The sequence below is a fragment of the Catenulispora pinistramenti genome, from assembly GCF_018274385.1.
GTDB classification, from domain to species: Bacteria; Actinomycetota; Actinomycetes; order Streptomycetales; family Catenulisporaceae; genus Catenulispora; species Catenulispora pinistramenti.
The window spans coordinates 25,779-38,876 of sequence record NZ_JAAFYZ010000087.1; the positions used below are offsets into that span (position 1 = coordinate 25,779).

13 protein-coding genes are annotated in these 13,098 nt (G+C 70.0%); 10 read left to right on the top strand and 3 right to left on the bottom strand.

The genetic code is table 11. The features are described from left to right. Window positions 1-30 precede the first annotated feature (30 nt). Window positions 31-1,230 (top strand): FAD-dependent oxidoreductase, encoded by a 1,200-nt coding sequence (locus KGQ19_RS24190; protein ID WP_212011895.1) that lies wholly within the window; start codon window positions 31-33, stop codon window positions 1,228-1,230. Window positions 1,231-1,317: 87 nt separating this feature from the next. On the opposite strand, the gene KGQ19_RS49895 is transcribed toward KGQ19_RS24190, so the two are convergent. Continuing rightward, a complete protein-coding gene (locus tag KGQ19_RS49895) occupies window positions 1,318-2,247 on the bottom strand; it encodes a S53 family peptidase (RefSeq protein ID WP_307856498.1) in 930 nt (309 codons plus the stop codon). Window positions 2,248-2,588: 341 nt separating this feature from the next. Further along, window positions 2,589-4,694, bottom strand: a complete 2,106-nt coding sequence (locus tag KGQ19_RS24200; protein ID WP_212011900.1) for a hypothetical protein — start codon at window positions 4,692-4,694, stop codon at window positions 2,589-2,591. Between the two features lie 201 nt (window positions 4,695-4,895). On the opposite strand from KGQ19_RS24200, the gene KGQ19_RS24205 reads away from it, so the two are divergent. Next, window positions 4,896-6,218, top strand: coding sequence for a hypothetical protein (locus tag KGQ19_RS24205; protein WP_212011903.1), 1,323 nt, complete (start codon window positions 4,896-4,898; stop codon window positions 6,216-6,218). 91 nt (window positions 6,219-6,309) lie between these two features. Here the strand turns inward: KGQ19_RS24205 and KGQ19_RS24210 are convergent, their stop codons facing one another. Beyond that, window positions 6,310-6,930 (bottom strand): hypothetical protein, encoded by a 621-nt coding sequence (locus KGQ19_RS24210; protein WP_212011905.1) that lies wholly within the window; start codon window positions 6,928-6,930, stop codon window positions 6,310-6,312. Between the two features lie 272 nt (window positions 6,931-7,202). On the opposite strand from KGQ19_RS24210, the gene KGQ19_RS24215 reads away from it, so the two are divergent. The 8 genes from KGQ19_RS24215 to KGQ19_RS24250 form a co-directional block, all read left to right on the top strand. After that, a complete protein-coding gene (locus KGQ19_RS24215) occupies window positions 7,203-7,358 on the top strand; it encodes a hypothetical protein (protein WP_212011907.1) in 156 nt (51 codons plus the stop codon). Between the two features lie 36 nt (window positions 7,359-7,394). After that, a complete protein-coding gene (locus tag KGQ19_RS24220; protein ID WP_212011909.1) occupies window positions 7,395-8,186 on the top strand; it encodes a cell division protein FtsQ/DivIB in 792 nt (263 codons plus the stop codon). A 282-nt stretch (window positions 8,187-8,468) separates the two neighbouring features. Beyond that, window positions 8,469-9,656: a cell division protein FtsZ gene (ftsZ, locus tag KGQ19_RS24225; RefSeq protein WP_212011911.1), complete on the top strand. Its 1,188-nt coding sequence runs from the start codon at window positions 8,469-8,471 to the stop codon at window positions 9,654-9,656. A gap of 14 nt (window positions 9,657-9,670) precedes the next feature. Further along, the gene (gene pgeF, locus KGQ19_RS24230; RefSeq protein ID WP_212011913.1) at window positions 9,671-10,420 is read left to right on the top strand and encodes a peptidoglycan editing factor PgeF; all 750 of its coding nucleotides are present in this window, start codon (window positions 9,671-9,673) and stop codon (window positions 10,418-10,420) included. Between the two features lie 3 nt (window positions 10,421-10,423). Beyond that, the gene (locus tag KGQ19_RS24235; protein ID WP_212011915.1) at window positions 10,424-11,170 is read left to right on the top strand and encodes a YggS family pyridoxal phosphate-dependent enzyme; all 747 of its coding nucleotides are present in this window, start codon (window positions 10,424-10,426) and stop codon (window positions 11,168-11,170) included. A 151-nt stretch (window positions 11,171-11,321) separates the two neighbouring features. Next, complete coding sequence (locus KGQ19_RS52030; RefSeq protein WP_194895531.1) at window positions 11,322-11,933, top strand: cell division protein SepF; 612 nt, start codon at window positions 11,322-11,324, stop codon at window positions 11,931-11,933. A gap of 105 nt (window positions 11,934-12,038) precedes the next feature. Then, window positions 12,039-12,323, top strand: coding sequence for a YggT family protein (locus KGQ19_RS24245; RefSeq protein WP_194895530.1), 285 nt, complete (start codon window positions 12,039-12,041; stop codon window positions 12,321-12,323). Between the two features lie 56 nt (window positions 12,324-12,379). Next, on the top strand, window positions 12,380-13,098 hold a 719-nt coding region (locus tag KGQ19_RS24250; protein WP_212011917.1), incomplete at its 3' end, for a DivIVA domain-containing protein.

Sequence of the window (13,098 nt, forward strand, 5' to 3'; positions counted from 1 at the left end):
GCAACTAGTCTCCATGTAACTATTATCAACATGACAGCCATCAAGAACGCCATTGTCGTCGGCGGCGGCATAGCCGGTCCCGTCACCGCTCTGGCCCTGGCCAAGGCCGGTATCCGGGCTGAGGTCCATGAGGCCTACCCGCGGACCGACCGCTCCGGGGCCATGCTCACCGTGGCGCCGAACGGTCTGGCCGCGCTGGAGACCGTGGGGTTGCGGGATCGGGTCGAGGCCGTGGGGAATCCGCTGCGCACCATGATCATGGAGAAGGGCAATGGCAAGACGCTGATGCGGCTGCCGTCGCTGCCGGGGTTGCCGCTGAGCCGCGTTCTCTACCGGGCCGACCTGTTCGACGCCATTCGGGCCGGTGCCCAGGAGCAGGGGATCGTGGTGCACGACGGCAAGCGGCTGGTCGGGGTCGAGGAGGCGGCCGACGGTGTCACCGCGCGGTTCGCCGACGGCAGTTCCGCCACCGCCGAGCTGCTGATCGGTGCGGATGGGATCCACTCCCTGGTGCGGCGGCTGATCGATCCGGAGGCGCCGGAGCCGGAGTACGCCGGGTTGATGAGCTTCGGGTTCGGGGACCTCACGGGGGCGTACCGGCCCGGTGAGGTCGATGAGATGCACTTCGCCTTCGGCAGGCATTCCTTCTACGGCTACTGGACGCAGCCAGACGGGTCGGAGGTGTTCTTCAGCAACCTGCCGCAGGAGGAGCCGATGACGCTGGCCGAGGCGCGTGCCGTGCCGAACGCCGAGTGGCTGGCGAAGCTGCGGGCCGCGCACGCCGGGGACCAGCCGGGGGAGCGGATGCTGCGCGCGGTGTCGGCGGACGAGCTGGTGCTGACCGGGCCGATGGAGCGGATGCCGAAGCTGCCGCACTGGTTCCGGGACCGGATGGTGCTGGTCGGGGACGCGGCCCACGCGCCGTCCTCCAGTTCCGGCCAGGGCGCGTCGCTGGCGCTGGAGAGCGCGGTGGAGTTGGCACGCTGCCTGCGGGACGTCGACGCGCTGCCCGGCGCTCTGGCCACGTACGAACGCCTGCGCAGGCCACGCGTCGAGGAGATCTCGGAACAGGCCGCCAAGACCAACAACGGCAAGACCGCCGGGCCGGTCGCCAAGTTCCTGTTCGGCCTGATGATGCCGATCGCGAGCCGCACCTTCCTTCAGCCGGAGAAGATGTTCGGCCCGGTGCACCGGTTCCGCGTCGAGTGGGACGAGAAGGTGACGGCGTGAAAGGGGCCGGCATCCCAGCGGGGTGCCGGCCCCATCAGAAACAGATGACTCAGAAACAGATGACGCAGAGAGGGTCAGAACGGTCAGTTAGAACGCTGACAGCCCGTTCGGCGACCCCATCCCGGTCGGCCCGTCATACCCGGCCACCGCATTGCACTGGTAGTCGCCGCCGCAGTCCAGGCCGGTGACGTTGTTCCCGCCGACCACGTCGTTCAGCCCGCCCCGCGCCGCCGGGGCGTAGAACGACGACGCGTCCGCGTACTTGCCCGGGTTCCCGGCCAGCGCGATCACCCCGGCGACGAACGGCGAGGAGGCGCTGGTGCCGCCGACGATGTTCCAGCCGGGCTGGAGCGGCTGGCCCAGCGTGTCGGTGACGTAGACGGCCGGTCCGGTCTGCGGGTCGGCGTCCGCGGAGACGTCGGCGACCATACGCCCCGGGCAGTTCGCATCGGTCTGCCATGTGGGCTTGTCGATCCACGCCGAGCAGCCGCTGCTCGCCGCGCCGCCGTCGCTGTTCCAGGCGGTCTCAGTCCAGCCCCGGGCATCGGCGGCCTTAGTCAGCGAGGTACCGCCGACCGCGACCACACTGCTGAACACCGCAGGCTCGTTCGGGATGCCGTAGCCGCTGTCTCCAGAGGACGCCACGATCGCGACGCCAGGATGCGTATAGTGCGCGGCGTCGCCGGGCGTCACCGAGGACTCGGTCCCGCCGTAGCTGTTGGTGACCTCGGTCGCACCGAGCCTGACCGCGGTGTCCACCGACGCGCCGAGATCGTTGGTGTTCGCCGAGTCCGCCTCGACCAGCAGGATCTTGCACTGCGGGCAGGCCGCCGAAACCATGTCCAAATCCAGCGAGATCTCCACGCCCCAACCCTGATCGGCCGGCGGCGAGGAGGCCGCACCGCTCTGGTTCACCTTGCTGAAGCAGCCGTTCGCGGTGGTGCATGCGGGGAGGCCGTAGGTCGAGCGATAGACCGCGAGGTCCGCCTCAGCGGCCGGGTCATCTCCGGCATCCACAATCGCCACAGTCTGATTCGCACCACCCGCACTTGGCAGGTTGTACGCGGCGTGCAGGTCCGCCGGGCCGAAACCAGCCGGAGCAGCAGCAGCGGCAGCCTTTCCCGCGGCACCCGCTACCCGGCCGATATGCGCCGGCTCATGCACGTCGATACGAGCCTGTGCGAAGCACCGATCAAATCCGGGCTTAGCCGCTCCGCACACGTCCTTCACATTGCTTTTGGCCGTGGCGGCGTTCGCTGGTGCCACCGCAGCGGTGATGGCGCCGGCCGCCAACACTGCGGCCCCCAGCACGGCGAACAGCCTGTGGTTCCCTCTTCGAATCATAACCCTGATCCCCCTCAGCCGATCGTGTATGCGTTGTCGACGGTCTGGCTGATCGACCCGCCGAGCGCATCAGTCGCGGTCACCTTCAACCACGGCGTGGCACCCTTGGCCGCGTTGTTCTTCCACAACGCCACGAAGTGGTTCTGACCGGCCGGAACCACCGAAGCCGCAGTCCAAGTCACACCCTTGTCAAAGGACACTGACACCGTCGCGCCGGTGGCCGCAGCCTGCGACCCCGCCGAACCGTAGGACTCGTGGCCGACGGTCAGGTCCAGTGCCGCCACCGGGCCGTGGCTGGTGTTCGTGTCGTCAGTGGCCAACTGGTAGTTCAGGTCCAGCACCGGCAGGATCGAGCACGGGGTGGTGCCGGTCCCCTGAGCCGCGCAGACGTACCCGGACGGCAACGTCGACGCCGAGGCCGCGGCCGGGTTGTACGGCACGGTGATGTCGGTGTGCGTCGAAGTGGACTGCGTGATCGGGAACTGGCTGAGGTCCTGGTCGTAGACCAGACGGTAGGTGCCGGGCTGCTGCGCCTGGTTGGTCAGCTCGGTGCCGGAGGCGTTGTCCTGCGAGAAGACCTGGGTGCCGTCGCGGTAGACGGTGAGGTGCGCGTTCGCTGGTCCCAGCAGCTGCGCGAAGCTGTCCGGGTTGCTGTCCTGGACCGGGACCAGCGCGAGGTCGACGGTGCCGCCGTCGGCGCAGGAGTTGCACTGGACCGGGCCGCTGAACAGGCCGGCGGTGTCCTTGTACTGGCCCACCTGCGGCGTGATCGGGCCGTGGCCCCACGTCCGCCACACCTCCTTGCCCGGGCCCTGATAGACGCCGCCGAGCTTCCCGAAGAGCAGCGCAGATGGGGAGCCCGAGCTCGGGCTGGGCAGAGCGGTCATGGCCTGTTGGGTCCAGCTCATGTCGCCGAGCGGGGCGCTGACGTAGGAGGTCAGGTGCGCCGGGACCGGGAAGACCTGGGTGTTCGTGAGCCCGCCGTACTCCGGCGAGTACGGCCCGATCATGAACTCGCCCTTGCGCACCGGGTCGCCCGCGTCGGTGTCGATGGTGTTGTGCGTCGTGGTCAGCTTGGAGGTGTCGACCGGGTAGTTCTGGTTCGGGTCGATGTGGTCGGCGGCCGGGAAGGCGAGGGCGTAGGTGTAGAGGTCCGAGCTGCCGGCCGGGTTCGTCCCGATCCAGGCCGCCAGCTGGTAGCTGAACGTGCCGATCTGGGCCGTCGCCGTGGGGGCGACGTAGACGGATCCGGAGTTCTCCACGACGAGGTGGCCGGTGACCCCCTTGCTGTCGGTGCGGCCGTAGATCAGGTACTGCAGGTCGCCCACCGACGGCTTCGGGGTGGCCGCCGCGACCTGCGAGGTCGCCGTGCGCTCGTCGGCGGTCAGGGTGGTGACCCCGCCGGCGGTCACGGTGAAGTCGAGCTGGGTCACCAGGCGCTGGGCCGCGGTGAAACCGGTGGAGTCGTAGGTCGTGAAGCCGGTGGTGGCCGTGTAGTGCCCGGCCGGCACGGCGACCCTGGCGATGCCGTTCACCACCGGGATCGGCGCGTTCCACTTGCTGCCGTCGTCCGTGTTCTGCAGGTACGTCACGGCGTTCGCGGCCTTGCCGTCCAGTCCCAGGGCATTGATCTGCAGGATCACCATCGGGTAGAAGGGCGTCGCCGCCGGCGCGGCCGGGGTGCTCAGCGCGGGCACCAGGTACTGCGCCGGGACGAACTGTGCGGGGTCGGCTGCCGCCGAGGCCGGGATGATGTACGTGTGGTGCGCGTCCGGCGCGTAGCGCGTGAACGGGATGGACCTGCCGTTCGGCGCCGTGACGGTGACGGACGCGCTCGGGCCGGTCCCGGTGACCGTCACGCGGTCGCCGTTCGGCAGGGTGCTGGTCTGGGTCGTGGCTGTGGCTGTGGCCGCGGCCGGAGTCCGGTTCGGGGACACCGAGGTCGCGGACCCCGGGTTCGCGGACATCAAGGTCGCGGTCCGGGCGGTGGTCGAGGTGGTCGAGGCGGCCGGGGCGGTCGCCGCGGCGGCACCGGTGGCGCCGGCGGCTCCGGCCGCGGCGGTCAGGCCCAGGGCCGTGGCCGCCGCCAGGATCGGGCCACGGCGGGTTCGTGCTAGCACAAGCGGTTCCTCCAGATCGTCGGACGGCGTCGGCGCGCAAGCTCCTACGCGGGACGCCTCGTGCTCTCGCGAGACACCGACTGCGTCCCGATCCGGCGGGGTTGTAAGAGAGCTGAAATTCGGCGGCGGTTTTCGAGATGCCGAGACGGTCTCTGCGGAAATACCGGGCGAGGCATACGGCGGACTCGCTACGGTTCCACGGTGACTTCCGAAGGCGCGGCCCCCGCGGCCGCCGATCCCTTGACCGCTGCCGACGAACTACTGGCCGCCGACGACATCGCCGGGCTGATCCGGCATCTGCGCGCGGACGGCGACGCGGTGCCGTTGCCCGATTTCGTGCGGCTGCTGCGGGAGGCCGCGCGGGGTATGGGGTTCGACGCCATGGCCGAGGCGGCGTCCCGGGTGCTGGACGCCGTGGACGACCGCGAGGCGCGGGCCGCGGCGCTGTACGACTTCGGGTTCGAGTGCATCGAGCACGGGATCGCCTTCCTGGCGATCCGGGTGCTGCGCGAGGCCGCCGAGTTGGAGCCCGGCGTGATCCAGATCCGGACCGAGCTGGCCGCCGCCTGCGAGCGGGCCTGGCAGCACCTGGACGCGATGGCCGCGCTGCGCGGCTTCCAGGGGGAGCTGCCCTGGCTGGCCCGGTACCAACTGGCGTTCAACGCGCTGCTGGCCGGTGAGGTGGCGGTCGCGCAGGAGGAGTTCGCGGCGCTGCCCGAGCCCGACGGCCAGGACCGGGACGATCTGCTGCCGTTGCGGGAGAAGGTCCGCGCGATGCTGGTCCGGGCCGCCGCGGTCGCCGTCACCGACGGCGCTCTGGCGTCCAAAGATCTGCGCGGCTGGCAGTTCGCGCTCACCGGCGGCGTCCTGCTGACCGTCTCGCCCTACGGCTACGACGCCGGCATGACCGGACGCTGGGCGATGGTCGGCGACAGCTACGGGGCGTGCGTGGAGACGTTGCGGCGCCTCGGGGTGGTGCTGGCGAACCGGGGACTGTCGCCGCGGACGGTCTCGCTGCTGCCCGACCGCGACAGCCAGATCATGGGGCTGGCGGCGGCGAAGTACTTCGACCTGCCGGCGGTGCCGTTCGCCCCGGAGCGGACGGACACCCTGATCGTCGCCTACGACCTCAACGAGACTGAGCCGGACGTCCTGGCCGCGCTGCGCAACCGCGTGCCGGGCCAGATCCTCTTCGAGCGCGCCACCGACTGGACCGATCCGCCGCTGGCCGCCGCCGACGCCATCGGGTTCCTGCGGCAGATGGTGCGCGAGCCCTGGGGGAGCGCGCTGCGGGTGGTCGACGGGGAGGTGACCGAGACCGACGCCGACGCGCGTCCGGCCGAGGAGATCGCCGCCGAACTGGTCGCCGCCGAGCCCTACGCCGACGAGGGCGACGGCGAGACGCCGCCGGATCCGGACTCCGTGCTGGAGGCGTTCGTCACGGCGGTCGCGGACAACTGGCTGGCCGGGCGGCGCGAGTACATCGGCTCGCCCGGGCCGGTGCCCAGCTCGCGGTTCCTCTGACCGTTCCTCTGACTGTTCCTCTGACCCGGGGGCAGGCAGCGAAAAGCCCGGCCACTCCTCGCCTAAGTGGTGGCCGGGCGGTCTGGGATGGTCAGCCCTTCTTCGAGCTGCTGGAACTGGCCGGGCTCTTCGCCGACGAGGCCGCCGACGACGCCTTGGACGAGGCCTTCGACGACGCGCTGGAGCTCGCCGTCGGGCTCACGGACACCGCGAACGGGCTTGAGTACGCGGTCTCCGGGCCCTCCTTGTCCTGCGGGTGCAGGACGCGCAGGTTGTAGGAGCCGGCCGTCTCCATCTTCACCGCGAACGAGAACTTGTTGGTCTTGTCGGTGAAGGTCGTGTAGGCCAGGGTGCTCCAGGCCGGGGAGGCGTTGGTCGAGCTCGCCGTCTGCTGCCGCTGCAACCGGATCTTCGTGCCCGGCTTCGCGCCCTTGACCTCTCCGGAGATCGTGAACACGGTGTCGTCGGCGGGCTTGGTGTTGTCGGCCTTCGCGCTGACCGTGATGGCCGTCGCCGACGAGCCCGAGGGACTCGGCGTGGTCGCCATCGGGATGGCCGCGGCCGGCTGCGGCAGCGCGGCGGCGACGATCGGCTTGGAGTCCGCTGACGAGGAGGAGCCGAGGGTCCAGACCGCGACGCCGCCGAGCGCCAGGGCACCGACGGCCGCGGTGACCACGGCCCCCTGCTTCTTCTGCTTGGAGGTGAGTGCCATGGCTCGATCAGACGTCCGGCGGTGCCCGGTCGCATTCGGCGCGGTCCGAATGGGGGATCGGGCGACGCCGGGATCGCCGGGATCGCCGACGCCGGCCCCGGCGGCCGGGGCGGGCCGGCGATGTCAGGCGGTTGGCATCGGACGGATCAGTGCCCGGCCTCGGATTCGCAAACGGGTTCGACCGGCACCCGCGCGACCTCGCCTACCTATTCGATCTCTTCCCGCAGTGGTTTCGGAAGCTGATAGACCACAACAAGTAGGGGCGAATCATAATGAACGAGATAATTGCCGGGAATCTCAAAACCGCCGCCCCGCGCCGCCGCGACAGGATCACGGACAAACGCCGCCGGTTCTCCGGCGACGCATTCTTCGCCGACTCCGAAGCCGTCGAGGACGACTACCGGCGGCTCAAAGGCGGCCACGGCTGACCGACGCCACGGTCGCCATCTGCGAAACTGAAGTCCATGAACGCCACCGGAGCCGGCCACCCGCGGGTCAGCAGGGTATTGGTCGAGCGCTATCTCGACCGGTTGCGGCGTCGGCGGCGCTGGCGGCGGCTGGCGGTGACGGTCACCGTGTTCCTGGCGGTGCTGGCCCTGACCGGCTACTCGGTCCTGTGGCACACCAAGGTCTTCGACGTCCGCTCCACCAGCGTCTCCGGCGTCAAAGTGCTGACCAGGCAGCAGGTGCTGGCCGCCGCCGCGATCCCGGCGCACGACCCGGTCGCGGCGGTGGACACCGGGGCGGCCAAGGCCCGGCTGATGGCGCTGCCGCGGGTGAAGGACGCCTGGGTGCAGCGCTCGCTGCCGCACACCATCTCGATCACGGTCGTGGAGCGGACCCCGGCCGCCGCGCTGCCGCAGCCGGACGGTTCCTACCAGATCGTGGATCCCGACGGCGTGGTCTTCGACACAGCCGCCACCGCTTCGGTGCTTCCCCCGCATCTTCCGGTCATCCACCTGGAGCAGTTCGCTGATCCGGCGCCGAAGGACCGCGCGACGGCGGTCGCCGGGGCGCTGGCGGCCCTTCGATCCCTGTCGCCGGCGCTGCGCGCGCGGGTACTCACCGTGTCGGCGACCGGGCCTTACGCCATCACCTTGACCTTGACCGCCTCGAAGGCGAAACAGAAATCGGTGACGGTGCTCTGGGGCGGTGCGGACCAACCTGATCTCAAGGCCCGGATACTGGCCGCTCTGATCGGAAACGACTCTGCGCACTATGACCTGAGCGCCCCGGCGGCTCCGGCGTATTCGTAACGGTTCGAATCCGATACCCGCGATCGGCTAAGATCTGGCGGGCTATCGGACAACATACGTATTCCCCTCATCGGATCCACGCGGGATCACACAGGGGTCGTCGGACCACGCTGAGAAGTAAAACCTGCCGACAGTTTCGGCGTGTTCGTTGAACCTCACAGGTCGCGGGACCTAATGTCCTGTAAAGACTTCACAGTCGTACGACCCCGCCGTGTCCCCGGCCGGTGTGGGCGGGACTAAGGTGATCACGAGATTACCGTCACCACGGAGAGGCCGTCGGACGTGGCAGCACCGCAGAATTACCTGGCAGTCATCAAAGTCGCGGGCATCGGCGGCGGCGGCGTCAACGCCATCAACCGGATGATCGAGGTCGGCCTGAAGGGCGTCGAGTTCATCGCCGTCAACACCGACGCCCAGGCTCTGCTGATGAGTGACGCCGACGTGAAGCTGGACGTCGGCCGTGAGCTCACCCGCGGTCTGGGGGCCGGGGCCAACCCGGACGTCGGCCGCAAGGCGGCCGAGGACCACGCAGAGGAGATCGAGGAAGTCCTCAAGGGCGCGGACATGGTCTTCGTCACCGCCGGCGAGGGCGGTGGCACCGGCACCGGCGGCGCCCCGGTGGTGGCCCGGATCGCCCGGGAGCTCGGCGCGCTGACCATCGGCGTGGTGACCCGGCCGTTCACCTTCGAGGGCCGGCGCCGGGCCAACCAGGCCGAGGACGGCATCGCGGCGCTGCGCGAGGAAGTCGACACCCTGATCGTCATCCCGAACGACCGGCTGTTGTCGATCTCCGACAAGAACGTCTCGGTCCTGGACGCGTTCAAGGCCGCCGACCAGGTCCTGCTCTCCGGGGTCCAGGGCATCACCGACCTGATCACCACCCCGGGCCTGATCAACCTGGACTTCGCCGACGTGAAGTCGGTGATGAGCGAGGCCGGCTCGGCCCTGATGGGCATCGGCTCGGCCCGCGGCGACGACCGCGCGGTGGCCGCCGCCGAGATGGCGATCTCCTCGCCGCTCCTGGAGGCCTCCATCGACGGCGCCCGCGGCGTGCTGCTGAGCATCTCCGGCGGCTCCGACCTCGGCCTGTTCGAGATCAACGAGGCCGCGCAGCTGGTCAGCGAGGCCGCGCACCCCGAGGCGAACATCATCTTCGGCGCGGTGATCGACGACGGCCTGGGCGATGAGGTCCGGGTCACCGTGATCGCCGCCGGGTTCGACGGCGGCGAGCCGGCCAAGCGGCGCACCGGGCACTCCCAGGCCGCCGGCCAGACCCGCTACGACGAGACCAGCGTCCGCGACGGGATGCGGGAGCAGGTGCTGGGCACCCTGCCCAAGCCCACCGACGCCACCGCGGTCCCGGCCCCGGCCCACGACCCGATGGCCGACACCATGAACGTCCCGGTGATCCCGGTCCAGCCGGCGCCGTCGGCGGCGGACGAGCTCGACATCCCCGACTTCCTGAAGTAGGACCGGGTCTCCACGTGGCTATATGGCAGCACATCGGTCCCGAGGGCGAGGGCGGCAAGGCCCGCTTCGCCTTCTCCGACCGCTGGGGCGGGGTCTCCAAGGCCCCTTACACCGCGACCAACCTCGGCGGGCACGTCGGCGACGACCCCGAGGCGGTCGCGGCCAACCGTTCGCTGGTGGCGTTCGAGCTGGGGTTCACCGACCCCGGCAACGTCGTGTACATGAACCAGATCCACGGCGCGGACATCGCCTACGCCGCCGCGCAGTGGCAGGGCCGGGCCCCGGACGTGGACGGGCTGGTCACCGACCGCCGGCACCTGGCGCTGGCGGTGCTGGTCGCCGACTGCGTGCCGGTGCTGCTGGCCGACGCCCAGGCCGGGGTGGTGGCCGGAGTGCACGCCGGACGGCCCGGCATGAAGGCCGGTGTGGTCCCGGCCGCGATCGAGCGCATGGTGGGCCTGGGGGCCGCGCCGGAGCGGATCGTCGCGGTCAGCGGGCCCTCGGTGTGCGGGCTCTGCTACGAGGTGCCCGAGCGGATGCGTGCCGATGTGGCCGAGAAGGTCCCGGCCAGCTTCGCCGAGACCCGGCAGGGCACGCCGGGGCTGGATGTCGCCGAAGGTGTGTGGGCGCAACTGGAAGCGGCCGGCATCGACCTGAAGTCCTCGGTGCGGCTGCGGGTCTGCACCCAGGAATCCGAGGACTACTACTCCTTCCGCGGTGAGGGTACGACCGGCCGGTTCGCCGGCTTCGTCTGGTTGGACTGAGAAATGCGGGACGAGGACCAGGGCCGCGCCGAGGAGCAGCAGGCCTGGCAGACGCGGCGCGAGCAGATCGCCGCGAATCTGGCCGCGGTGCGCGAGGACATCGCCACCGCGGCCCGCAAAGCCGGCCGTGATCCGTCCGATGTGACATTGATCGCGGTGACCAAGACTTATCCGGCCTCGGACGTACGGGTGCTGGCCGGGCTCGGGGTTCTGGATGTCGGCGAGAACCGCGACCAGGAGGCGGCGCCGAAAGCGCACGCGACCGCCGGGCTCGGACTGCGCTGGCATTTCATCGGTCAGCTCCAGAGCAACAAGGCTTCCTCAGTGGCCGGATACGCCGATTTCGTGCACTCGGTGGACCGGGCGCGCCTGATCCCCGCGCTCGCCAAAGGGGCTGCCCGGTATGACAAAGAATTGACTTGTTTGGTGCAGGTCGATCTGGGTAACGCAGAGCGCATGGACGACGATTCGGCCCGTGGCGGGGCCTTTCCGGACCGGGTGCCGGAACTGGCCGACGCGATCGCCGCGGCACCGGGTCTGCGACTCGGGGGCCTGATGGCGGTGGCGCCGCTGGGCGCCGAGCCGGGACCGGCCTTCGAAAGGCTGTACGCGCTGGCTATGCGGTTGCGGACGGCACACCCTTCGGCCACCATGATCTCGGCGGGGATGAGTGGGGATCTGGGCGAAGCGGTGGCGGCGGGCGCGACACACGTCCGCGTCGGCAGCGCGATACTCGGTATCAGACGGTGATTCCGGTAACGTCGCATCTATCGAACATCGGATACGACGACCGCACCTCTGCGCCACACATCATCGACCGCGAACGGGAAACCTGCGCGGCACCCTTTTTCGTTGACAGTTGCAAGACAGCCGTAACAGGCCCAGTCCGGAGGCGAACACCATGGCCGGCATGATGCGCAGAGCAGCGGTCTACCTCGGGCTCACTGACGAACAGCGGTTCGAGGACGAGCGCTATTACGACGACTACGAGGACGAGTACGAGACGGAGCCCGCCGAGCCCGCGGCGGTTGCCGAGCCGGTGCACCCCGAGCCGGAGCCCGGCTCCGGCGGTGCGCTCGTCGTCGCGCAGAACGACCGCCGCTCCTTCGCGGCGGCTTCCAACGTGACGGTGATGCCGGACCGCTCCGAGCGGTCTTCGCGAGCCGACCGAGCCGAGAGAGGTGGACCGGTGATGTACAGCGTCCCGACTGACCGGTCGGCGGACCGCGAAGCGTCCTACCGCATCACGACGCTGCATCCGCGCACCTACAACGAGGCGCGCACGATCGGCGAGCACTTCCGGGAAGGGGTCCCGGTGATCATGAACCTGACCGAGATGGAGGACGCCGACGCCAAGCGCCTGGTGGACTTCGCGGCCGGGCTGATCTTCGGCCTGCGCGGGAACATGGAGCGGGTGACGCAGAAGGTGTTCCTGCTGTCGCCTGCTAATGTCGACGTGACGGCCGAGGACAAGGCCCGGATCGCCGAGGGCGGCTTCTTCAATCAGAGCTGACGTCTTGAGGCGCTAGGAACAGACTTCGGGTCCGGCGGCGTCCCGCGGCGGTGACGCGAACCGTACGCGGCGGGGCGCCGGCGAAGGTGGGAAGGGGACTGCGCTATGAGCGTTGTGGGGGCCTTGGCCCTGTGGGTGCTCTACCTCTTCGCGCTGTGCTTGATCATCCGCCTCATCATCGGCTGGGTTTTGGTATTTGCCCGGTCATGGGAGCCGCGGGGTGTCATGCTGGTCGTCGTGGAGACGGCGTACACGGTCACAGATCCTCCCCTGAAGCTGTTGCGGCGGTACATCCCGCCGTTGCGGCTGGGCGGGATGGGGTTTGACGTGGCGTTCATGATCCTCGTGATCATCGTCTTACTGCTGATCCGGGTCGCGGCTACGCTGTGACCGGGTAATGTCTGTGCGAATGCCGACGACCACGCCACGCCTGAGGTGAATGAAAGATGCCGTTGACTCCCGAGGATGTCCACAACAAGCAGTTCACGACCGTACGCCTGCGCGAGGGCTACGACGAGGAAGAGGTGGACGCCTTCCTCGACGAGGTCGAGGCCGAGCTGACGCGCTTGATCCGTGAGAACGAGGAGCTGCGGGCCAAGCTGGCCGCCGCCACTCGCGCCGCGGCCAGCGCGGCTGCCGCGCCCGTCCCGATGCGACGGGAGCCGACCCCGATACCCGCGCCAGCGCCGCCGGTCCCGGCGCCGCTTCCGGCCCCCCTGCCCGCTCCGCTCCCGGTCCCGCAGGCCCCGCAGTTCCAGGCCCCCGGCGGCGACTCCGCGGCCCGCGTCCTGGCCCTGGCCCAGCAGACCGCCGACCAGGCGATCGCCGAGGCCCGCAACGAGGCCAACAAGATCGTCGGCGAGGCCCGCAGCCGGGCCGACGGCCTGGAGCGCGAGGCCCGCGGCAAGGCGGACGCCCTGGAGCGGGACGCGCAGGAGAAGCACCGCGTGGCGATGGGCTCCCTGGAGACCGCCCGCGCGGCGCTGGAGCGCAAGGTCGACGACCTGCGGGCCTTCGAGCGCGAGTACCGCCAGCGTCTGAAGAGCTACCTGGACGGCCAGATGCGCCAGCTGGAGGCCTCCGGCGGCGAGGACAACATGAGCTCGTCGATGGGCTCGCGTCCGCAGCTCGGCGCCACCGGTATGAGCGCCCCGCCGCCGGCCCC

Excerpts from the sequence above, each read along its gene's own strand:
- KGQ19_RS24220 (WP_212011909.1), top strand. The coding sequence starts at position 7,395 with ATGAACGCCACCGGAGCCGGCCACCCGCGGGTCAGCAGGGTATTGGTC.
- KGQ19_RS24210 (WP_212011905.1), bottom strand. The coding sequence starts at position 6,930 with ATGGCACTCACCTCCAAGCAGAAGAAGCAGGGGGCCGTGGTCACCGCG.
- KGQ19_RS24245 (WP_194895530.1), top strand. The coding sequence starts at position 12,039 with ATGAGCGTTGTGGGGGCCTTGGCCCTGTGGGTGCTCTACCTCTTCGCG.
- KGQ19_RS52030 (WP_194895531.1), top strand. The coding sequence starts at position 11,322 with ATGGCCGGCATGATGCGCAGAGCAGCGGTCTACCTCGGGCTCACTGAC.
- KGQ19_RS24190 (WP_212011895.1), top strand. The coding sequence starts at position 31 with ATGACAGCCATCAAGAACGCCATTGTCGTCGGCGGCGGCATAGCCGGT.
- KGQ19_RS24235 (WP_212011915.1), top strand. The coding sequence starts at position 10,424 with ATGCGGGACGAGGACCAGGGCCGCGCCGAGGAGCAGCAGGCCTGGCAG.
- KGQ19_RS24215 (WP_212011907.1), top strand. The coding sequence starts at position 7,203 with ATGAACGAGATAATTGCCGGGAATCTCAAAACCGCCGCCCCGCGCCGC.